At 39.5% G+C, this 21,438-nt stretch carries 19 protein-coding genes; 8 read left to right on the forward strand and 11 right to left on the reverse strand.

From position 1 onward, the window contains the following. Nucleotides 1–190: 190 nt before the first annotated feature. From F565_RS0107025 to F565_RS0107035, 3 genes are read left to right on the forward strand one after another with little or no spacing between them, the layout of a single operon-like run. A complete protein-coding gene (locus F565_RS0107025) occupies nt 191–1,264 on the forward strand; it encodes an efflux RND transporter periplasmic adaptor subunit (RefSeq protein ID WP_020212498.1) in 1,074 nt (357 codons plus the stop codon). Between the two features lie 2 nt (nt 1,265–1,266). Further along, nucleotides 1,267–4,350, forward strand: a complete 3,084-nt coding sequence (locus tag F565_RS0107030; protein ID WP_020212499.1) for an efflux RND transporter permease subunit — start codon at nt 1,267–1,269, stop codon at nt 4,348–4,350. Between the two features lie 10 nt (nt 4,351–4,360). Continuing rightward, nucleotides 4,361–5,659 carry a TolC family protein gene (locus F565_RS0107035; protein ID WP_020212500.1) on the forward strand — a complete coding sequence of 433 codons (1,299 nt, stop codon included), beginning with the start codon at nt 4,361–4,363 and terminating at the stop codon, nt 5,657–5,659. A gap of 596 nt (nt 5,660–6,255) precedes the next feature. On the opposite strand, the gene F565_RS0107040 is transcribed toward F565_RS0107035, so the two are convergent. The 5 genes from F565_RS0107040 to F565_RS0107060 form a co-directional block, all read right to left on the reverse strand. After that, a complete protein-coding gene (locus F565_RS0107040; RefSeq protein ID WP_020212501.1) occupies nt 6,256–7,119 on the reverse strand; it encodes a sigma-70 family RNA polymerase sigma factor in 864 nt (287 codons plus the stop codon). Between the two features lie 147 nt (nt 7,120–7,266). Continuing rightward, nucleotides 7,267–8,979 carry a hypothetical protein gene (locus F565_RS0107045; RefSeq protein WP_020212502.1) on the reverse strand — a complete coding sequence of 571 codons (1,713 nt, stop codon included), beginning with the start codon at nt 8,977–8,979 and terminating at the stop codon, nt 7,267–7,269. Further along, a complete protein-coding gene (locus tag F565_RS0107050; protein ID WP_035642105.1) occupies nt 8,969–9,520 on the reverse strand; it encodes an RNA polymerase sigma factor in 552 nt (183 codons plus the stop codon). Before F565_RS0107050 ends, F565_RS0107045 begins: the two co-directional genes overlap by 11 nt. A 51-nt stretch (nt 9,521–9,571) precedes the next feature. Beyond that, the gene (locus F565_RS0107055) at nt 9,572–10,429 is read right to left on the reverse strand and encodes a hypothetical protein (RefSeq protein ID WP_154652556.1); all 858 of its coding nucleotides are present in this window, start codon (nt 10,427–10,429) and stop codon (nt 9,572–9,574) included. Nucleotides 10,430–10,501: 72 nt separating this feature from the next. Continuing rightward, on the reverse strand, nt 10,502–11,464 hold the full coding sequence (locus F565_RS0107060) for a hypothetical protein (protein ID WP_020212505.1): 963 nt from the start codon (nt 11,462–11,464) through the stop codon (nt 10,502–10,504). Between the two features lie 103 nt (nt 11,465–11,567). Between F565_RS0107060 and F565_RS0107065 the strand changes: the two genes are divergently transcribed. Together F565_RS0107065 and F565_RS0107070 are read left to right on the forward strand one after the other, a co-directional pair. Beyond that, nucleotides 11,568–12,326: an LA_2272 family surface repeat-containing protein gene (locus F565_RS0107065; RefSeq protein ID WP_020212506.1), complete on the forward strand. Its 759-nt coding sequence runs from the start codon at nt 11,568–11,570 to the stop codon at nt 12,324–12,326. A 4-nt stretch (nt 12,327–12,330) separates the two neighbouring features. Then, the gene (locus tag F565_RS0107070) at nt 12,331–12,933 is read left to right on the forward strand and encodes a CDP-alcohol phosphatidyltransferase family protein (RefSeq protein ID WP_020212507.1); all 603 of its coding nucleotides are present in this window, start codon (nt 12,331–12,333) and stop codon (nt 12,931–12,933) included. A 79-nt stretch (nt 12,934–13,012) separates the two neighbouring features. On the opposite strand, the gene F565_RS0107075 is transcribed toward F565_RS0107070, so the two are convergent. Beyond that, nucleotides 13,013–13,381, reverse strand: coding sequence for a TM2 domain-containing protein (locus F565_RS0107075; RefSeq protein ID WP_020212508.1), 369 nt, complete (start codon nt 13,379–13,381; stop codon nt 13,013–13,015). Between the two features lie 41 nt (nt 13,382–13,422). Here F565_RS0107075 and F565_RS0107080 point away from each other — a divergent pair, with 41 nt between their 5' ends. Next, nucleotides 13,423–14,301 (forward strand): hypothetical protein, encoded by an 879-nt coding sequence (locus tag F565_RS0107080; RefSeq protein ID WP_020212509.1) that lies wholly within the window; start codon nt 13,423–13,425, stop codon nt 14,299–14,301. Nucleotide 14,302: 1 nt separating this feature from the next. Here the strand turns inward: F565_RS0107080 and F565_RS0107085 are convergent, their stop codons facing one another. From F565_RS0107085 to F565_RS0107105, 5 genes are all read right to left on the reverse strand, one after another. Next, nucleotides 14,303–15,754 carry a TlpA family protein disulfide reductase gene (locus F565_RS0107085; protein WP_020212510.1) on the reverse strand — a complete coding sequence of 484 codons (1,452 nt, stop codon included), beginning with the start codon at nt 15,752–15,754 and terminating at the stop codon, nt 14,303–14,305. Between the two features lie 173 nt (nt 15,755–15,927). Beyond that, entirely contained in the window at nt 15,928–16,806 is an 879-nt protein-coding gene (locus F565_RS0107090; protein ID WP_026299931.1) for a hypothetical protein, read from the reverse strand. A gap of 135 nt (nt 16,807–16,941) precedes the next feature. Next, the gene (locus F565_RS0107095; RefSeq protein ID WP_020212512.1) at nt 16,942–19,275 is read right to left on the reverse strand and encodes a polyribonucleotide nucleotidyltransferase; all 2,334 of its coding nucleotides are present in this window, start codon (nt 19,273–19,275) and stop codon (nt 16,942–16,944) included. Between the two features lie 147 nt (nt 19,276–19,422). Next, nucleotides 19,423–19,692, reverse strand: coding sequence for a 30S ribosomal protein S15 (gene rpsO / locus F565_RS0107100; protein ID WP_020212513.1), 270 nt, complete (start codon nt 19,690–19,692; stop codon nt 19,423–19,425). A gap of 230 nt (nt 19,693–19,922) precedes the next feature. Next, on the reverse strand, nt 19,923–20,387 hold the full coding sequence (locus tag F565_RS0107105) for a GAF domain-containing protein (protein WP_020212514.1): 465 nt from the start codon (nt 20,385–20,387) through the stop codon (nt 19,923–19,925). 81 nt (nt 20,388–20,468) lie between these two features. On the opposite strand from F565_RS0107105, the gene xrtF reads away from it, so the two are divergent. Next, a complete protein-coding gene (xrtF, locus tag F565_RS0107110) occupies nt 20,469–21,020 on the forward strand; it encodes an exosortase family protein XrtF (RefSeq protein WP_020212515.1) in 552 nt (183 codons plus the stop codon). Beyond that, nucleotides 20,998–21,432, forward strand: coding sequence for an exosortase F system-associated membrane protein (locus tag F565_RS0107115; RefSeq protein ID WP_020212516.1), 435 nt, complete (start codon nt 20,998–21,000; stop codon nt 21,430–21,432). Before xrtF ends, F565_RS0107115 begins: the two co-directional genes overlap by 23 nt. Nucleotides 21,433–21,438 lie beyond the last annotated feature (6 nt).

The following is a 21,438-nucleotide window of genomic DNA, read 5'->3' on the forward strand; positions in this document are numbered from 1 at the left end:
ACAAGCTGTCATAAAGTATGTAAATGTGGATTTTTAATATTACGTTTTCGTTAAGTGAAGGCTCATTTGCAGCTTTAGTATTAAAAAACTATAAATGACGTATTTAATTCAGCATTTTTTTGTGTTAAAGTATAAAAATTAGTCCCTGTTTCTGTTAGCTTTGCTAATAATAGATAGTTTTACACATAACATGAAGGTCAAATATATTGTATATACACTAATAATTGTTGGTATTGGTGCGCTTGTTTATTACAGGATATCCGAAAATAAAAAGCAAAAAGAAGAAATGTCAGGTGGCGGAGGTAAGGGTAACAAACCTCCAATGTCGGTAAGCGGCGTGGTGGTAAACCCCGGTGAGTTTAACAATACACTCTCTCTTTCGGGTTCTATAGAAGCTAATGAGCAGGTACAAATAACCAGCGAAGTATCTGGTATTGCACAAAATATCTATTTTAAAGAAGGGCAGACGGTACAAAAAGGAGAGGTGCTTTTAAAAATTAACGATATAGAACTTCGTGCCCAGGGTGGTGCCACTAAAACAAGGCAAAACCTGGCCTCTGAAAATGAACGCAGGGCAAAACTACTTTTAGAAAAAGAGGCAATTAGCCAGGAAGAATATGACATTGCCAGTGCCGATTTTAAAACTGCACAGGCACAAACACAACTGCTTAATGCGCAAATTGCAAAAACATCTATACGAGCGCCCTTCTCCGGTACTATTGGGCTTCGCAATATATCGCCCGGTACGTATGTAACACCTCAAACCTTAATTACTACATTGGTTAACAGTAGCGATGTAAAAATTACATTTTCGGTACCCGAAAAATATGCCTCGCAAATGAAGGTAAATTCTAAAATTACTTTTACCGTAGCGGGAGATTCTGTAAAACACTCGGCTACTATATATGCCTTAGAGCCGGCTGTAGAGGCAGCTACACGTACACTGCGCATGAGGGCACTGGCTCCTAACGCTAACGGGAAGCTTTTGCCGGGTACATTCGCAAACGTTATCCTTACGCTCGATAAAACGGCTAATGCCTATGTTGTACCTACTGAGGCTATTGTGCCGGTACAAAATGGCAAAAAAGTTTTTATATCTCAAAACGGCAAAGCTAAAGAAGTTATGGTAGAGACCGGCACGCGTACCGATAAAGACATTGTAGTGCTTACCGGTTTAAAACCGGGAGACACAGTATTAACTACCGGTGTGCTTACACTAAAGAATGATAGTCCGGTTAAAGTATCGGTAACGCCTAAAAAATAAGTATGAGTTTATCTACCTTAAGCATAAAGCGCCCGGTACTTACTATAGTAATGAATGTAGCCATAATCCTTTTCGGGATCATTGGATATACTTTTCTTGGTGTTCGCGAGTTCCCGTCTATAGACCCTGCACAAATATCGGTTCGAACCAGTTATGCCGGTGCCAACGCCGATATTATTGAGTCGCAAATTACAGAACCGCTGGAAAAAGCCATCAACTCTATAGATGGTATCCGTAATATAACATCGTCCAGTAACCAGGGGTCCAGTAACATTACGATAGAGTTTGAACTCGAAAAAAACCTTGAAGAGGCGGCTAATGATGTGCGCGATAAGGTATCGCAGGCAGTACGCAGCCTCCCGCAGGATATAGATGCGCCACCGGTAGTGAGTAAAGCCGATGCCGACTCTGAACCTATCATTACAATGACCGTGCAAAGTGGCACGCGTAACCCGCTTGAATTAAGCGACTATGCCGAGAATGTAATTGCCGAGAGGCTACAAACCATTCCCGGTGTAAGTAGTGTACAAATATGGGGGCAAAAAAGGTATGCCATGAGGCTGTGGGTAGACCCGGTAAAGCTGACTGCTTATGGTATTACAGTTGCCGATGTGCGAAACGCCCTCGATGCCCAGAATGTAGAGTTGCCTACCGGAAAACTTACCGGTGCCAATACAGAGCTTACCGTAAAAACACTAGGTAACCTGGCAAGTGCCGATGAGTTTAATAACATAATTATTAAGGCAGATGCCGATAAGATCGTTCGGCTTAGCGATGTAGGCCGTGCCGAATTAGGGCCGGAAAATCTTGAAACCAGGATGACCAACGAAGGTAAGCAGCTTGTAGGCCTTGCAATTATACCTCAGCCGGGAACCAATTATATAGAAATTGCCGATGCTTTTTACAAACAGTATGACCAGTTAAAAAAAGAACTTCCTGCCGACCTGAAGCTTAATATAGCCATAGATAATACTGTTTTTATAAAAAAATCGGTGCTTGAGGTTGCAGAAACCCTTGCTATATCTATCATACTGGTAACCCTTATTATATACCTTTTCTTTCGTGACTGGGCTATAGCCTTAAGGCCGTTGCTGGATATTCCTGTGTCGCTTATTGCTACGTTCTTTATAATGTACATTTCAGGTTTCTCTATCAATGTGCTTACCCTGCTTGCCATTGTACTTGCAACCGGCCTTGTGGTAGATGATGGTATTGTGGTTACAGAGAATATCTTTAAAAAAGTAGAGGAGGGAATGAGCCCTATAGAAGCCGCTTTAAAAGGATCTAACGAAATATTTTTTGCAGTAATATCTATCTCCATTACGCTGGCGGCAGTATTTCTTCCTGTAATATTTTTAGAAGGCTTTGTGGGTAGGCTTTTCAGGGAATTTGGGGTGGTAATTGCGGCTGCCGTATTAATATCTGCATTTGTATCCCTCACACTTACACCCATGCTTAACGCCTACCTTATAAAAGGAGGAGTGCATAAAAAGTCTAAATTCTACGATTTTACAGAGCCTTACTTTGTAAAGCTAAACAGCGGATATGCCGGTATGCTTACAAACTTTATGAAGCGTAAATGGGTTAGCTTTCCTATACTGGTAATTTGTATAGGGCTAATTGCTTTGTTTTTTAGCATCCTTCAAAAAGAAACCGCACCTTATGATGACCGAAGCTTTGTAGGCTTAAACATTACCGCCCCCGAAGGCGCTTCTTACGATTATATGGACCGCTTTATGGTAGAGATGGACAAGCTTATAACCGATTCTATTCCGGAGAAAAAAGTAAGCCTTATCATAACATCGCCGGGTAATGGCGGGTCGGCATCAGTAAACAGCGGGCGTATACGTTTAGCACTTACCGAACCGGAAGACCGTGACCGTACCCAGAAAGAAATTGCAGCCGACCTTACCAAGTGGACCAAGAGATATCCTGAAGCAAAAGTATCAGTATCAGAACAGCCTACTATTGCTGTAAACCGCCGTGGCGGTTTCCCTATACAATACATAATTCAGGCTCCGGATTTTGAGAAGCTTCAGAAAAAGATCCCTGAATTTATGGATGAGGTGGGCAAAGACCCAACTTTTTCTATGACCGATGTTAACCTTAAATTTAATAAACCCGAAATTAACGTAACTATAGACAGGGCTAAGGCACAAAGCCTTGGCGTATCGATGCTCGATGTTGCACAAACATTGCAGCTATCGTTAAGCGGACAGCGTTTTGGATATTTTATGATGGGAGGCAAGCAGTACCAGGTTATAGGCCAGTTTGATAAACCCGACCGCGAAAAACCATTAGACCTTACTTCTATTTACGTAAAAAGCAATACAGGCCAGTTAATACAGTTAGATAATCTTGTTAGCGTTACAGAGCAAAGCAGCCCGCCGCAGCTGTACCATAACAACAGGTTTATGTCGGCTACGGTATCGGCAGGGCTTGCGCCGGGAATGAGCATAAGCGATGGTATAGACGCTATGGAGCGCGTAAAGGCAAAAGTGCTTGATGATACCTTTACAACAGACCTTAGCGGTGAATCGCGCGATTTTGTAGAGAGTAGTTCTAATACGCTTTTTGCGTTTGGCCTTGCCTTATTGCTTATATACCTTATACTTGCCGGCCAGTTTGAAAGTTTTATAGACCCGTTCATCATAATACTTACCGTGCCTATGGCCGTTGCCGGGGCGCTACTATCGCTATGGCTGTTTGGGCAAACCTGGAATATCTTTAGCCAGATAGGTACGATCATGCTTATAGGCCTGGTTACTAAAAATGGTATATTGATAGTAGAGTTTGCCAACCAGCTTCGCGAAGAAGGCAAGCCTAAATATGAAGCCATTATGGAGTCGGCAGAGTCGCGACTTCGCCCTATATTAATGACCAGTTTAGCCATTGCCCTTGGTGCATTGCCCATTGCAATGTCGCTTGGTGCAGCCTCTACCAGCCGTATAGGTATGGGTGTGGTAATTGTGGGTGGTACGGTATTCTCGCTGGTGCTAACCCTGTTTGTAATACCCGCTATTTACTTTATGTGGTCGCGCCCTAAAAAACACCGCCCGGAATTTGATGCTATTCAGGATTTGTAACATTCACTTTATGAAGTTTTGCCTTTACATACTTTTCTTTCTATTTGCAGCCAACAGCTTTGCGCAGGATCAACTCTCTGTAGAAGATGCTGTAGCGGTTGCGCTTAAAAATAACTACGATATAAAACTCGCGGCTAACGACCTTAAGATAGACGAGCAAAACGTAAGCCTGGCTAATGCCGGGCTGCTGCCTAACCTTTCGGGTACACTTACGCAGAATAACAATATACAAAACTCCCGCCAAACCCGTACCGATGGTACCGTGCAAAGCCTGGATAATGCCCGTAATAACAGCATTAATTATGGTGTAAACCTGGGATGGACAATTTTTGACGGTTTTAGGATGTTTGCGCGATATGACCAGTTGAAGGAATTGGAAAAACTGGGCCAGACCGAACTTAAGTTTACCATACTTTCCCGTGTAAACGATGTTATGCTTACTTATTTTAATGTGGTGCAGCAACAGCAAATGCTAAAGGCGCTGGATACTGCCATTGTAATATCTACACAGCGTGTTACCACGGCAAAAAACAGGTTTACCATAGGTAAGGCTGCCAAGCTGGAGGTACTTAATGCACAGGTAGACCTTAATACCGACCAGACTAATTTTTTACGCCAGAAAGAGCAGTATGAAAACACCAAGACGTTCCTTAACGAGCTTATGGCACGTGACCTTACCAGTAAATTTGTAGTAGCAGATTCGGTCGTGGCCGATGATAAACTTAAGCTTGCCGACCTGATGAACCTTGCCAATGGGCAAAACCCGCAGATACAAATTGCCCTGATTAATAAACGTGTGGCAGAACTTAACCTTAAGCAGGTACGGTCTGCCCGCTATCCGCGTATAGGAATTACTACAGGCTATATTTTTGCCGAGAGCGAATCCAGCCTTGGGTTTGCAAAGGAGAACTCCTCACGCGGTCTTAATTATGGAGTAACGGCATCTATAAACCTGTTTAACGGTTTTCTGCAAAAACGTAATGAGAAGATTGCCAAAATACAAATAGAAAATACCGATGTGCTTATACAGCAGCAAACACAGGCAATCAATTCGCAGTTAATATCGGCGTATCAAACGTATTTAACCAATTTGGAGTTAGTACAACTTGAAGCAAAAAATGTTGATATTGCGAAGCAAAACCTTGATATTACTATGGAAAAATACCGTATAGGTACCATTACTACACTTGAGGTGCGTACGGCGCAGCTTAATTATGTAAACGCTATAACCCGTAACAGCACTGCCCAATATAATGCTAAAGTATCTGAAGTGGCATTAAAGGTATTGGCGGGTAATCTTTCGTTTTAATTTTTCCGGTAGACCGCAATTCAAATAATTATACCGTTTACCAACATCTTAACCTGATTTTTAATTTCTATTTTCTAAACTTTTACCACAAGGGTCACGAAGTTTTACTAAGTGCACAAGGCTATGTAAATAAAAAATATGCGCATACCGCTGCAAGTGGAAAAACACTAAGCTGGTACGGAAATCTTTGTGTCCTTCAATCCTGATTATCAGGATTGTTATCTTGATAAAAGTGTTGAGTTTAGTTTATGTTCCATGTGAAAAACTTTGAGCTCTTTGTGGTAAAAAATAAAATTGAAGTTGATAAATAAATTACTGTATATTAATAATTAGTATTATTTCTTACTAAAATTTAAATCTATAACAATTTTTTGTAAGGTGTTAACGTTATAGTACTGAGTTAGTACAATTAGGTATACCCATAAAAACAAAAAACTCCGGTAATCAGCCGGAGTTCAATCATCAATCAAAAAACGAACAGTTATTGAAACTGTTTGTACTGTATGTGTAATAGGGTATACTGCATATTAAACCGCCAAAATACAATATTTATTTAAAATATGAAATTTTGGCGGCTCTTTTTTGCAATAGCCTTATTATCCAAGGTATGTTTTAAGTATTTTGCTGCGCGAAGTGTGTTTTAACCTCCTGATAGCCTTTTCTTTAATTTGGCGAACACGCTCGCGGGTAAGGTCAAAAGTTTCGCCTATTTCCTCAAGAGTCATTGGGTGCTGGTCTCCTAAACCAAAGTAAAGACGAACAACATCGGCCTCACGTGGTGTAAGTGTTTCAAGAGCCCTTTCAATTTCTGTACGAAGCGATTCGTGAATAAGTTCCCTGTCAGGATTTGGAGATTCGCCCGAACGTAATACGTCATAAAGGTTAGAGTCTTCACCCTCTACAAGCGGCGCATCCATCGATAGGTGGCGACCGGAGTTTTTCATGCTCTCTTTAACATCGTTAACGGTCATGTCCAGCTCTTTTGCAATTTCTTCTGCACTTGGGGCACGCTCGTTACTTTGCTCAAGCAAAGCATACATTTTATTAATTTTGTTTATAGATCCAATTTTGTTAAGCGGCAAACGTACAATACGCGACTGCTCTGCAAGTGCCTGCAGGATAGACTGACGGATCCACCAAACGGCATAGGATATAAATTTAAAACCACGCGTTTCGTCAAAACGTTGTGCAGCTTTTATAAGCCCTAAATTTCCTTCGTTAATAAGATCGGGAAGTGTTAATCCCTGGTTTTGATACTGTTTTGCCACCGATACCACAAAACGCAAGTTAGCCTTAGTCAATTTTTCCAGTGCTCTCTGGTCACCGGCTTTAATACGTTGTGCTAACTCTACCTCCTCATCTGCTGTGATAAGATCTACTTTTCCAATTTCCTGAAGGTATTTGTCTAATGAAGCAGTTTCCCTGTTGGTAACCTGCTTGGTAATTTTTAATTGTCTCATGTAAAAATCCTGAGTTAATTTAAGTATTCAGGTAGTTATACGTAGTGAATGGCAAAAAAGTTACAAAAGCAAAACCTAAAATTGAAAATTTAACAAAAGCGCTACCGTAGCTTAATAGGGTAGCGCTTAATAATCAACTAACTAAACTTATTTTTTAGAAGTAAATAAATCAAAATTAAATTGTAACCCTGCCTGTACCCCAAAAGAATAAGGCTGGCCGTTGTTAAAGGTATTCACGTAATATTTAAAAACAGGTTCGGCATTAATTTGCAAATAGGGCTGTGGCCTATAATAAAAATGTAAGCTTATGGTGGTGCTAAAACCTACATCTTTTACATTTTTGTTACTGCCCAGCCATAGGTTTCCCATATTGTTTTGTGCATACACGACATTTTTAGTAGTAAAGATGGCACTAAAGCCACCTATTATACCTCCGCCAAAGTTATCTCCCTGTAGATTATAGGTAACCTCTACCGGTACTTCAGCAAACTCAATTTTCTGGATAATATTTACGGTAGCTCCTCCGGATTGTTGTGCGCCTAAATGTTTAATTATTGCAGCGTTAGACCCATTACGGGAATAGCTTATATTGGTGTAATTTTCCGGAGATAGTATGTGTACATACCCGTTAGGATTGCTGCCTGTACCCGGAACAACACTATACGTGTTTTGAAAAAATGCATTTTGCGTAGTATGTTCTAAGCCTGTTATGGCTATACCTGTACGCATACCCCATTTGCTGGTAAAGTTATAACCCATGTAAGCTCCATACCCTAATTGCGCTTTTGTGCTTGTTGTGTTGCCTGCCAGTAATGCATCTGGCAATAAAGCATTTTTAAGACTATAAGTTGCAGGTGTACCGTATCCAAAAACATAAAACGGCTTAAAATCAGCAATGCCATTTTTATCGCTTTTAAATATGTTTTCTTCAACAGTATCTTTACAAATAGCCGTAGCATCTGCTATTGTAGCATTACATAAACTATCGGCAATTTGCGAAATAGTGTCTGTTAGTTGTAAGGCGTTTTCAGATGGTATAGGATTGTTGTTGCTAATCGTGATTTTGTCTTTTGCATCGTCCGTAGTGTTAATACTATTAGCCGTATCATTTGTTTTAGCCTCATCTGTTCCTGCCAATGCGCCGTCTCTTTTGCCTAAACTTAAATTTTTACTTTTGCCATTGCTAAAACGAGAATTGCCTTTAGCAGACCGGCGATTTTTGTTTAATGACGGATAGGAATTTTCAGGGCCTGCAGCTGCCGTACTATTATTTGCATTGTTATTTTTAGCTGTTGCCTTAGTGCTGCCAACCGTAATACCGGATTGTTTAGTTGTATAAGAAGATGTATTGTTATTAGGAAGTTCAGACTTGCCGTCCTTATTTTTAGCCGATGATGTATTGGTTTCTTTTACATTACCATCTAACGTGTTTTCAGGCAGTTTTTTGCCTTTACTATTTAAAGTTGAGGTACTCTTGTTATTCAGGTTATTACCCACAACTTTGTTTCCGTTATTAGGTTCTGCATTTTTATGAGATGACGCACCATTTTCTGTATTAGCAGGTTTTTTAACTAAATTGGCATTTCCATTATCAATAGAATTCCCAGTTGTTTTAAAACCATTTTCATGTTCCCGATCCTTAATTAAAAAATATCCGGATACTACTATCAGGGCTGTTAGTAATGTTAGTACAACTGTTTTAATTGCAGTTGAAGCCTCAAGCCAGAACAGCGGTAAAAACCTCGATTTCTTTTTTGGAAGGTCTTTTTTAAGGGCATCCCATACCGCATTGCCCGGCTGCTTTTGCAGGCCGTCCAGTTTTTCGCGGAATGCTTTCCCTATATCTTTTTTATTTTCCATGGTTCAAGCTGTAGTTAGGATAGGAATGCCTGTTAGTAATTTTATCTTTTAATATTGCTTTAGCACGGTGCAGGTTAGATTTTGATGTGCTTTCTGATATTGATAGCATTTCTGCAATTTCTTTATGCGAATAATCGTCGAGCTCAAATAAGCTGAATACTAAACGGTACTGGTCTGGTAATTGCTGCACGAGTGATAATATATAATCTGCCGGAAGGTTCATTTCCTCATCGGTTACAACAGCATCATCGGGCAAATCATCTTTTACAGGTACCAGTTGCAGTGTTTTTTTAAAGCTGTCTATAGCCTTATTAATAGTAATGCGTTTCATCCAGCCTTCAAAGGAACCGTTACTTTTGTATTTGCCTATGCTCGTAAAAATTTCAATAAAGGCATTATGCAGGTTGTCTTCGGCCTCGGCCTCGTTCCTGCAATACTTTAAGCACAACATAAAAAGCATGTCTTTATATAAAAGATATAGCTCCTCCTGATGGCGGGAGCTATTCTTAATACAGCCTTTTATAAGTTGTTCCTGGTTCAAGGAGGTGTGGTGTGTTGGTTGATGTGGTTTAGATTAAGCAGCAGTTGGTGCTTACTCGTTATAATAATAAAAAATTTCCTGTGTAGTTTGGTAAGGCATCGAGGTAAAAAAAGTATGGGTTATATAATTAAGATCATTAAATGCAGAGTCATAATTATAAATACCTCCCAGATTTTTTAAATAATAATTACTGTTTTCTGCTACAGATGTTACAAGGTCACCCATTAGCGTTATATTATTTGTTTGCGTTACCGTTTTTAAACGGTTGGCCGGCACAGGTATGTTATAATATTCTATGTTTAATAAGGTATTGCTGTCCAGCATTGCCTGTTTATAGGTTACCGGTTTCCCGTCCTCAAAAATCAACATCTCGTTTTCATTAGGAGAGTTGCGTGCATAGAACAGGCCATCTTCGTTGGCATTAAAAGTGCCCCATATTTCGCTACTACCGCTCTGAGTATAATGAATTGTAACAGTGCATGAATTGTCTGCGGCATAGCTCATTGTTTTACGATAGTTTATATCGACTGAAATAACCGATAATTCTGTAATGCGGCCAAGACTATCATAGTTAAAAAGCGATGTAGACAGGACTGTATTTGCATTATCGTAACTAATTACCGAAGCAGTATTGCTTGTATGTGTATATACTGTAGTGGATTGTAAATTATGAAAGTGGTTAAAAGTACTGTCGGCAACAACATAGCCACTTTCAAAATACTGTACATTTTTACCAACGTACTCAGTGTCGTTCATACCATCATACATTTCTTTAGACGGATAATAGGTTTCTACCCTTTGTAATGTTAGCTCGTTTGCCGGATTTAGGGTACTTTCTGCAATATTGTCTGCAGAGCATGATGCCAATGCAATAGCGACTGATAGCAATAAATAATTTTTCGTTTTCATAATAGCAATTTTATGTTATACCCTATAGTCAGCACAGGTAGTAAAAGGTTGCGTTACGTTGTAAAATTTTTTCTAAAAACCTAAATCAACCTCGTTTTCCATCTTCCGTATATAAAAATCAACCTTTTGGTGCGCCTTATTAAAGAACAGTTTCCTGTCGCGCGTACCCGAAAGGTTAAGCGATTTTGAGTTTTTTACCTGGTGCTTAAAGTAATCGGCAGCATTGGTGCAGGTATCTGTATCCTGTGTTATAAAATATCCCAACATAGTGTACGGTACAAAAAGCGATTGCTGTTTAGGAGATGATACCAGCACATTATTGTTAAGGATAAGCAACTCATTATAATATAAATGAAAATTGTTGCTGCCATTACAGCAACGGTCTTCGGCAGTTTGCAATATTTTTTTAAGGTCGTCGCCCAAAAGCAAGGCACTTGGCAGGGATAACAAACCCGACTGGTAAAAATAATATATTTGTTGCAGTGAGCTGTTTATAGTGGTGTCGTTCCATATTTCGTTTACCTCTACATGCTCATAAACGGCTTTAAGTTTTGTGCTGTGCTGCAATAATGACTGGTCTACCGTAAAAGACTCAAAATTTTCCTGGTTCTGGGTTCCTGCCAATAAATTAAGCCAAACGTACAGCTTAAATTTAGAGAGCAGCGTACCACCTATGGTATAAAACAGTGGGATATCTTTTGCCGAATAAAACATTCGCGCATTGGGCTCATCAAGATAATCGGTAAGTTTCTCTGCCGATTCTTTAAAGTACTTGCCCATATCGGCCATGGTGCGTATCTCGCTGGTCTTTTCTACAATTACTTTTTTGCCATCGTTAAAAAGCACGTCCATAGACAGGCCAAAGTGGCGGCACAGGGTTATGGTTTCCTCTATAGAAAATTTACTTTTTTGCGATACCCGCCTGTGGGCAGCATCATAGCTTATGTTTAATACAGTTGCTACAACATCTATTACAGATGTTGCTGCGCCCGACTTTTGCCGGATGGCTTTTAAAAGAATATCCTGATTATTCATAATATTTGCGATTATCGCAAATGTATGTTTTATTTTAATTTGTTAGCGCAAATACAATTGTTGTTTTCGCGATAGCTTTGGTTAAGCATTAAATCAAACTATCATGAAACTAAACATCTTACTTATGGCTACCTTACTTTTTACGGTTATTGCCTGCGCACAGCAAAAGCATAAAACCCACTTTCCGGTTGGTCTTTACACTAAGCCCAATACCACAATTTATGGGTTATCTGTTGGTGTTGGGTCTAACACCTATCAAAATTCCGATTCGGTTAGTGTACGTTCTAACGGCATCAGGATAGAGCCCATTTCTCAGGCACTGCTTATAGCTACACTAATTTTTGGCCCGGACCAGGTAAATTACCCTAACGACCCTGCAGATTTTGCTGCTTTCAACAAAAAATTTCCTGTAGAGATCATTAACGGGTTAAATATTTCCTGCGGTACTAATACCTTTGCTAACGTTAATGGCATTACCGTATCGGGTATTACACAGTCGTTAAAAAATACAAACGGCCTATCTGTAGGAGGGTTGGGCAACAGCTCTTTCAGGAACAACGGCATCCAGATTGCCGGTGCAGGTACCAGTGCTATTTACAGTAATGGTATTATTATAAGCGGCCTTAACACAACTGTTTATAAAGGTAATGGTTTGCAGGTGGGTGGTTTTAACCAGTATGTGCATTTTACCGGAGTACAGGCAGGTATTTATAATGACATAGAAAACAAATCGGAAAGTTTTACAGGATTACAAATAGGGTTGTTTAACCGCACCAAGAAATTGAAAGGCATACAAATAGGCCTCATTAACATTAATGAAAAAAGAATACTTCCTTTTATTAACTGGAACTTTAAAGACTAAAACAATGAAAAATATACCCTATATACTTATCGCTTTTCGGCTTGTACTGGGCCCTGTAATGATTGCTGTTACTTACAACTATGGCACGGCTGCCCGAATGTTTTTGGCATTGTTAATTCTGCTTGGCATATTATCTGATATTTTTGATGGTATAATTGCCCGTAAACATGGTGTTTCTACAGAGAGGCTTCGTCGTATGGACAGCCAGATAGATGTTGTTTTCTGGCTTTGCACAGGCTGGTGTGCCTGGCTGCTTAACCCCGAAATTATTAAAAATAACCGATATGCCATAGCAACCATTTTTATAATGGAAGCCTTAACGTATGTATTCAGTTTTTTAAAATTTGGCAAAGAAACCTGTACCCATGCGTTATTGTCTAAATTATGGGGCATAACATTGTTTGCAGCTTTTATATCAATAATAGGATTTGGCTACGGCGGTATCCCGCTTGCGCTTGTAGTAATTTTCGGGATACTCTCACATATAGATGTGTACCTTATCATCTTATTATTGCCCCGCTGGATGCATGATGTGCCCAGTTGCTATCATGCCTGGCTTATAAGGCAGGGTAAAGATATTAAGCGAAATAAATTGTTTAATGGGTAAACAATTACTGGTATTAAAAATCCCCATACTACATTGTAATATGGGGATAATTTTAAACTATAATTATTTTGTAGCAGTATTATAAAGTTTTAGTATAGCTGCCGCCATTAGGCTGAAGTTCGCCGGTAATGATCCTTACAAGGTCGATTATCCACCAGATTAAAAAACCACCAAGAGTTAACAACTGAACGATTCCCTGCCAGATGTACCCAAGGTAAAAACGGTGAATACCTAAAACGCCAAGAAAAATGCAAAGTAGCAATGCCGTAACCTGATTGGTTCCGCCCGATGCTGCCGGAGAAGAAAGCTCCTCCATAGTGTCAGGTTTTTCAGCAACTGTTGTGCTGTTTGCAGCTGTTGCGGTTCTTTGTACGGGGAACGAAGCATAAGATGCTGTTAAAGAACCAAACACTAATGCAATTAGCGAGAATAATAATCTTAGTTTCATATTTAAAATTTTAAGTTTGTATCAAATATAGGACATTAATAATGAGAACTAAATTCGTTTTAACACTTTTGCTTACCTCTTTTATGCTTTTTGCCCAAAATAAGTATGAATATTATGGAGCGGTAATGCTTAATGGTAATGTTAAAGAAGCCATACCTTACAGATTGGTATTTACTGAAACTAAAGGTGTTGTAAATGGCTACTCTGTAACCGATTTAGGCGGTGCGCACGAAACAAAAAATAATATAAAAGGCACCTATAATGATGCTACAAAGGAGTTTATTTTTAAGGAAGAAGGAGTGTTATATACAAAATCGCCGGTAAGCGATGATATGTTTTGCTTTATAAACTTTACAGGCAAAGTAAAGCTGGTTAATAAGAAAAGTAATTTAGAAGGTAAATTTAAAGGGCTTTTTAAAAACAGGCAAAAGTGTATAGACGGTACAATGGTTTTAATAGGGTCTGTAGGGCTATATGAAGAATTAGAGAAAGCCAATAAAAAACTACAAAAAACTAAAGATGTAAAAGCTTCGGTTAAAGCAAGGGCTAATCCCATAGCTCTTTTAGACAGCCTTAAAGTTAATAAGCTTATAAAAGAGCAAACACTTACCATATTTGTAGAATCTAAAAAGGTAGATTTAGAAATTTGGGACAATGGTAAAGAAGACGGCGATGTTATTAATGTGTACCAAAATGACGAACTTATATTAAGGAACTACACAGTAAGTACTAAAAAGAAACTAATTAGTGTAAACCTTGTTAAAAAGAATGTGTTTAAAATTGTAGCTGTTAATGAGGGTACTATAGCACCAAATACAGCAATGATAAGGCTTGTAGATGGCGACCGCACCTTTGAAGTGCTCTCTGACCTTAAAAAGGATGAAAGTGCATCTATCACGATTTTAAAAAGAGATCAATAAGCTATAGTTTACTGATCTCTTTTTCCAGTTTATCCATTTCAGATGGTGGTGCAGCATACTTAACGGCTATTTCTCCTTTGCTGCCTATAAGTATGTACCAGGGTATAGAGATGCTTTCGGTGCCGCTAAAGTGGTGGCTCACACTACTGTCTAACGCTTTGTTGGCCCTTATGTGGTGGCCCTGCAGGCCATAGTGGCTTATCATTTTCTTCCAGCCTTCATCGCGGGCGTCCTGATCTATAGATATGTATACCACTGTTATATCATTGGCGGCAAGCAGCTTGTACAGCGCGTCTTTATACTTAAATTCGTCGCGGCACGGCCCGCACCAGGTAGCCCACACATCTATGTATAGTTTTTTGCCGGGAAATTTCTTAATCAACTCCTCCAGCGAGTTAATGTTGGCATAGTTATCTACGTAAGCAGCGCCCTGTGGCAGGTTGCCACTCTGGGCAAAGAAGGCTACAAGGGGTGCCATTTCGGTATCCAGATATTTTGTGTAGCTACTGTTAGGGTAAGCCTTTTTAAAATCAAGATAACTTTCAAGGGCATATTTTTCCATCTGGCCTTCGTATACATTTTGGTGCTGAGTTACCGCAAGGTAGTATTCTGCATTTTGGGCAGGTATGTAGCGCAGGTGTTTTTTGCGTATCTCTTCACGGCTCAGTTTTGTATCCTCTGCAATTTTTGTGACGTCAAACCCCGCTTCTTCATAAGTTTTAAAATATTCATACCCCATAAGGTACCAGTAGCCAACTGGCAGCTTATTAATGTATTCCTTATCAGGCGTAACTTTATCATACAGGCCTTTCCACAAAATATTAAAGGCTTCGGCAACAGGTGCACCGCCGTTATACTTTACATGGCTGTGCTTTGAAAAAATAGCCAGGCTCATGGCGGTAGTGTAAAAATACTGGCGCTCGTAGAGCAGGGGCTGCAAATAGCCGGGAGGGCTGGCCGCATTGATGGCGCTGATGTCGGCATTGTATTTTGAATCGAAAAAGGCTTCAAATTCGGCAGGCGACTCAATTTTTGCGGCTTCCTGCGCCAGGTTATACATTAAAGTTATCCTGTAGAAGGGCAGCACGCCAGCGTAGCGTTTTTGAAGGGCGTCATCGGTTCCGGTTATTGCATTGTTAACCTTGCCTTCGTTTTCGGTGATAGTCACGGTGTATTGCCCGCCGGGTGCGGCCACAATATTACCTGCCCACAGGTAGTTATAAAAAATATCAATGAAGCTTACTTCATCTATATCGGCAATAATTTTAAAATTACCTTTGGCATCAACCTTGGCGGTGTAGTATATATCAAACCCCGAGGCGCCATTAACCGGGGCAGTGTAGCGAAGTGTTTCCGGCAGCTTCCCATTAATTTTCCCTTTAATTATTATTGGCTTTGCCATTACACTAAAAGCTGTAAGGCAGAATAATAACAGGAATAATTTTGATTTCATAGATGTGGCTGGTTTTTTAAAACTTAAAAGTAGGAAAAAAACCAACACGCTTATGCTATGCTGTACTATTTATCAAGCTTTAATAAATACAAAATTTATCATTTTTATGTAAACAAAAAACCTGCTACTTTTCAGTAACAGGTTAAAAGCCTGATTTTAATTAATATGAAGTATTAGTTATTGTAAAAATAAAATGTTTCGGCCTCATAGGGTGCTTCGTGTAACGATCCGGAACCTTTTGTATAAACGGGATAATTAAGAGTATTGAAAGTAGTTTCAAAATTAGCATGACCATCATAGCTTTTAAGGAAATAATTACAATTTAATGCGGCATAATCATCAAATCCGGTTCCATCCATTATAGCATTATTAGTTTCAGCTACAGTTTTTCGCATATTTTGAGGAACTTCAATATCATAATATGTAAAAGTTACTGTTTCGGAATAGTTAAGGGCTGACAATGGTTTGTCTCCGTCATATATTACTGTGTCATACATAATATTGTCACTTAGTTCGTATCCGCTTATAAATCCGTTATCTGTAAGATTGTAAGTAATGCCCGGGCTTAAAACTTCTCCGGTGGTACCATCATAGTTGCTTATTGCAACAGTATTGCCAGTAGTATAGTCAAACAATGATATTCTAATGGGGGTACCGTTGTTATACGTATTAGGCGAGCTTGTTTTTTTCTTTACCATGCGTCCTGTATCATCATAGGTCCTTTCTATGATCCTGTTAGTAACGCCATATTGTTCAAAGCTTTGTGTATACATATTATTGCTATATGTATGCGTAATTATTTCTTCTGCCTGGTGTTGGTAGTTAAATAGTGTATCAGCGGTAATATGTCCATTTTCAAAATACTGTACTTTTTTATATGCCGGGTAATTACCCGCAACATAATCGGCCTCTCGCGGGGTGTAGGTTACAATTTTATTTAATTCGGGCAATGCAGTAGCTGCGTGATTTATAACTGATGCCTCTTCGTTTGTACAAGCAGTAAACATTAATGCCGTAATGCCTATAAGACTAATAATAATTTTTGTTTTCATAGTAATATATCTTTGTTGATTTATCATTAGTCGAATATTTAAATAAAGGTTGCGTGTAATATCTGAATCTTTTAAAACAAAAAAAACCTGCCACTTTTCAGTAGCAGGTCATTATATAAATTTACACCTTATAAATTATGATTCTGTAGATTCATTATTTTCAGATGATTGCGGAGCGTCGTCATTACGGCGTTCTTCTCTTGGAGCACGGTCACGAGAGTTTCTGTCGTCTCTTCCCGGTCCGCGGTTATCACGTCCACGATTGTCTCTGTTATTATCCCTGTAACCACCACGGTCATTATCTCTTGGACGGTCGTCACGCTCTCTCGGAACATAATTTTCATCTCTTGGAGGACGTGGAAGCAACGCTTTGCGCGATACTTTTTCTTTACGTGTTTTAGGGTCTATACCAATGTACTTAACATCAAAAACATCGCCCATGTTTACCACATCGGTTACATTTTCTGTACGTTCCCATGCAAGTTCAGATACGTGAAGTAACACCTCGTTGCCCGGAGCATCAAGATATTCTACCACTGCACCAAAATCAAGCATTTTTATAACCTTAACGCTATATGTTTCGCCCACTTGTGGCTTAAATATAATAGAGTCAATTTTGTTAAGAACCGCTTGTATACCTTCCGGGCTTGTACCAAGAATTTCTACTTCGCCCTGCTCGTCAACCTCGTTAATAACGATAGTTGTACCGGTAGCTTTTTGCAGTTCCTGTATAACTTTACCACCCGGGCCTATAAGCGCACCTATAAATGCACCAGGAATAGTAACTTTAATAATTTTTGGAGAGTGGCGTTTCACTTCTGCCCTTGGTGCATCAATAACTTCTATTAATTTACCAAGAATGTGAAGGCGTCCGTCACGGGCCTGCTCAAGAGCTTTCTCCATGATCTCATACTTAAGGCCTTTTATTTTTATGTCCATCTGGCAAGCAGTAATACCATCGGCAGTACCGGTTACTTTAAAGTCCATATCGCCTAAGTGGTCTTCGTCTCCAAGAATGTCAGAAAGTACAGCCCAACGGCCTGTTTCATCATCAGATATTAGTCCCATTGCAATACCGGAAACCGGTTTGATCATCTGGATACCGGCATCCATTAGTGCAAGAGTACCCGCACATACAGTAGCCATAGATGATGAACCGTTAGATTCTAATACTTCAGAAACGATACGCACAGTGTACGGGTTCTCTGCAGGGATCATGTTTTTAAGGGCACGTTGTGCAAGGTTACCGTGGCCTACCTCACGCCTTGATGTACCACGTAGCGGTTTAGCTTCGCCGGTAGAGAAAGGAGGGAAGTTATAGTGCAGGTAAAATTTCTCTTCACCCTGCTCTGTAGGTCTGTCTATAATGTTAGCCTCACGCGATGTACCAAGGGTTACCGTAGCAAGAGCCTGAGTTTCGCCCCTTGTAAATAAAGCCGACCCGTGTGTAGATGGAAGGTAATCTACCTCACACCATATAGGGCGAATTTCGTTAGTTTTCCTTCCGTCAAGGCGTGTGCCATTATCAAGGATTACGTTACGAACAGCTTCTTTATTGGTTTTAGAAAGGTATTTGCTTATAAGGTCGCCGTTTTCAAGCAGTTCCTCATCTGTAAATAACGCTTTTACTTCTTCTTTTACTGCAGCAAATTTTTCGGTACGCTCATGTTTTGCAGAACCTTCGCTGGCAATTGCAAAATATTTATCATAAGAAAGTTCGCGAACTTTAGCCAATACGGTTTCGTCCTTTTTTTCTTCCTCATACGTTCTTACTTCTTTTTTGCCTACAGCTGCCTGTAGCCTTAGCTGTGCAGCAATCTGTACTTTAATGGCTTCGTGGGCAAATTTAATAGCCTCGATCATTTCAAGTTCAGATATCTCTTTCATCTCACCTTCTACCATGGCAATAGAGTCCATAGAGGCACCAATCATCATATCGATGTCAGACAGGTCAAGTTGTGCTTTGCTTGGGTTAATGATAAACTGGCCATCTATCCTTGCTACACGTACTTCAGATATAAGTGTTTCAAAAGGAAGGTCAGAAATTGCAAGAGCGGCAGATGCGGCAAGGCCTGCAAGTGCATCCGGCATAACTTCGTCGTCATGGCTCATTAGTTGTATCATTACCTGCGTTTCGGCATGGTAATCTTTAGGGAAAAGTGGGCGCAATACGCGGTCTACTAACCTCATGGTTAATACCTCGCCATCGCTTGGCCTGGCTTCACGCTTAAAAAAGCCCCCTGGGAAACGACCCGCAGCAGCAAATTTTTCGCGGTAATCCAGCGTAAGTGGTAAAAAGTCTATACCAGGGCTTGCAGAACGGGCAGATACTACAGTGGCAAGCAGCATTGCATTGCCCATTTGTACTACTACTGCGCCGTCTGCCTGCTTAGCAAGTTTACCGGTTTCGATCGAGATGCTTCTTCCATCTCCCAGATCGATAGTTTCTTTAATAACGTTAGGAATCATACGTTTTAATTCTTTTGATTAAACAATGGGTTGTTGTTGTGTTGTTTTGTGTGTGTAGTTGCTTAGCACCCAATGAAAAACCAAAACTTTTTAATGCAATGTGTAAAAAAACAAAAAGAGGCGCGCAGGCACCTCTTTTCATCTTGATTATTTTCTGATGTTTAGTTCTTTGATAATCTCACGATACCTGTTGATATCTTTCTTTTTCAGGTAGTCAAGAAGGCTCCTTCTTTTACCTACCAGTTTAACAAGCGAACGCTCTGTATTAAAATCGTGGCGATTTTTTTTAAGGTGGCCTGTTAAGTGGTTAATCCTGAATGTAAATAATGCAATCTGGCCTTCTGATGAACCTGTGTTAACAGCAGCTCCGCCGTGTTTTGCAAAAATCTCTTCTTTAACTTCTTTAGTTAAATACATGCTAATATTATTTAAATGATTATTATGTAGCCAGGGAATATCCCTGATTTGGATGCAAAGGTAAACATTATTTTTACACCTGCAAGGGTAAAAAAGTTATAAAGTTTTTAGCAGCAAAGTTACATAGTGGCAAAGTTGCAAAGTTTTAACTTCCTAAATCTAAATTATTTAAGGCAATGTAAATAAACTCTGCAACTTTGCCACTATGTAACTTTGCGGCTTTCTTAACGCTACTTTACTTCATACAGTTTCGCTACCTCTGCATTTACAAACTCTAAAAAACGTTCGTCAAGATCTGTAAAAGCATCCGGTACATTAGAGTCTATGTCTATCTGGCCAATATTTTCACCATTAACAAACAGCGGCACTACAATTTCGCTCCTTACATTTATGCTGCATGCAATATAATTGTCCTGCGCCTGCACATCGGGCACTACAAAGTTTTTGCCGGATATAGCTACCTGCCCGCAAATACCACGGCCGAAAGGTATAACAGTATGGTCTGTCTCGTCGCCGGCATAAGGGCCTAATATAAGCTCTTCTTTATCGCCATTGCGAAAGTAAAAGCCCACCCAGTCATAATAATCTATATTTTGTTCCAGTAAATGGCATACCTGTAATAACCTCTCTTCCCTAATGGTGGTGTCATGGTGCAGTATATCAATTACTTTCGGTTTTAATTCTTCAAAGGTCATAATGTTAAATTATAATTTACTACAAAAGTATTTATTAAACGTGTTTGTATTTCTATATTTTTGTTAAAAATAATTTCCTTAATGAGTATCCTTAAAAAGAACAGGTCTTTTTTTATTTTTCTTGCAAAGTTTGGGCTTAGTTACCTGTTACTATCTGGTATCTATTGGCTTTATCTTAGCCAGTACAATGCCCAGTTAAAAGAACCCGACGGTATGACACGGATTGTAGCGCAGCAAAGCAGGGATATAGATGTGTTTTTAGGAGAAAATGTGCGCCTGGAACAATGGAAAACCGAGGCAGCCTTTAGGGTTTTTGTAAATGATAGAAACGTGGCACGCGTAGTAGAGGGCTGTAATGCTATTAGTGTAATGATATTGTTTGCGGCATTTATAGTGGCTTTTTCTACAACTTTTAAAAGAACGGCTCTTTACATAATAGCAGGTATAGTCATTATACATATACTTAATGTAATTAGGGTGGGGCTGCTTAGCCTGGGCTTTTACTATTATTATGACTACAGGGAGCTGTTGCACGATATTTTGTTTCCGCTCTTTATATACGGTGTAGTTTTTATATTGTGGGTATTATGGGTAATTAAATTTTCGGGCAATGCAGCAAAAGTTAAAGCTTAGCGCTAACAGGTGGTTTGGTATTATAATACTGTTTGTATTACTGGTAATGGTCCGCATATTTCAAAAACACCTTTTTTACGACCCGCTTATCAGGTTTTTTCAGTCGCCTAAAACTAATTTACCCCCTTATGATACCGTAAAACTTTTCCTTGGGCTTGCCTTCAGGTACCTGCTTAATAGTCTACTCTCGTTAGGCATACTATGGCTGGTGTTTAAAGATGCGCAAATTGTAAAATTATCGGGTATGCTGTTGTTTGTTTTTTTTCTGGTACTTGCAGTGGCACTGTTTATAGTTTTAAATCTTGGCGAACCCAGCCTGCTTGCCGTTTTTTATATAAGGAGATTCTTAATTCAGCCGTTATTTTTAATTCTATTCCTGCCCGCTTTTTATTACCAGAAACACATGCGGTAATTTAAC

The sequence above is a fragment of the Flavobacterium rivuli WB 3.3-2 = DSM 21788 genome, from assembly GCF_000378485.1.
GTDB classification, from domain to species: Bacteria; Bacteroidota; Bacteroidia; order Flavobacteriales; family Flavobacteriaceae; genus Flavobacterium; species Flavobacterium rivuli.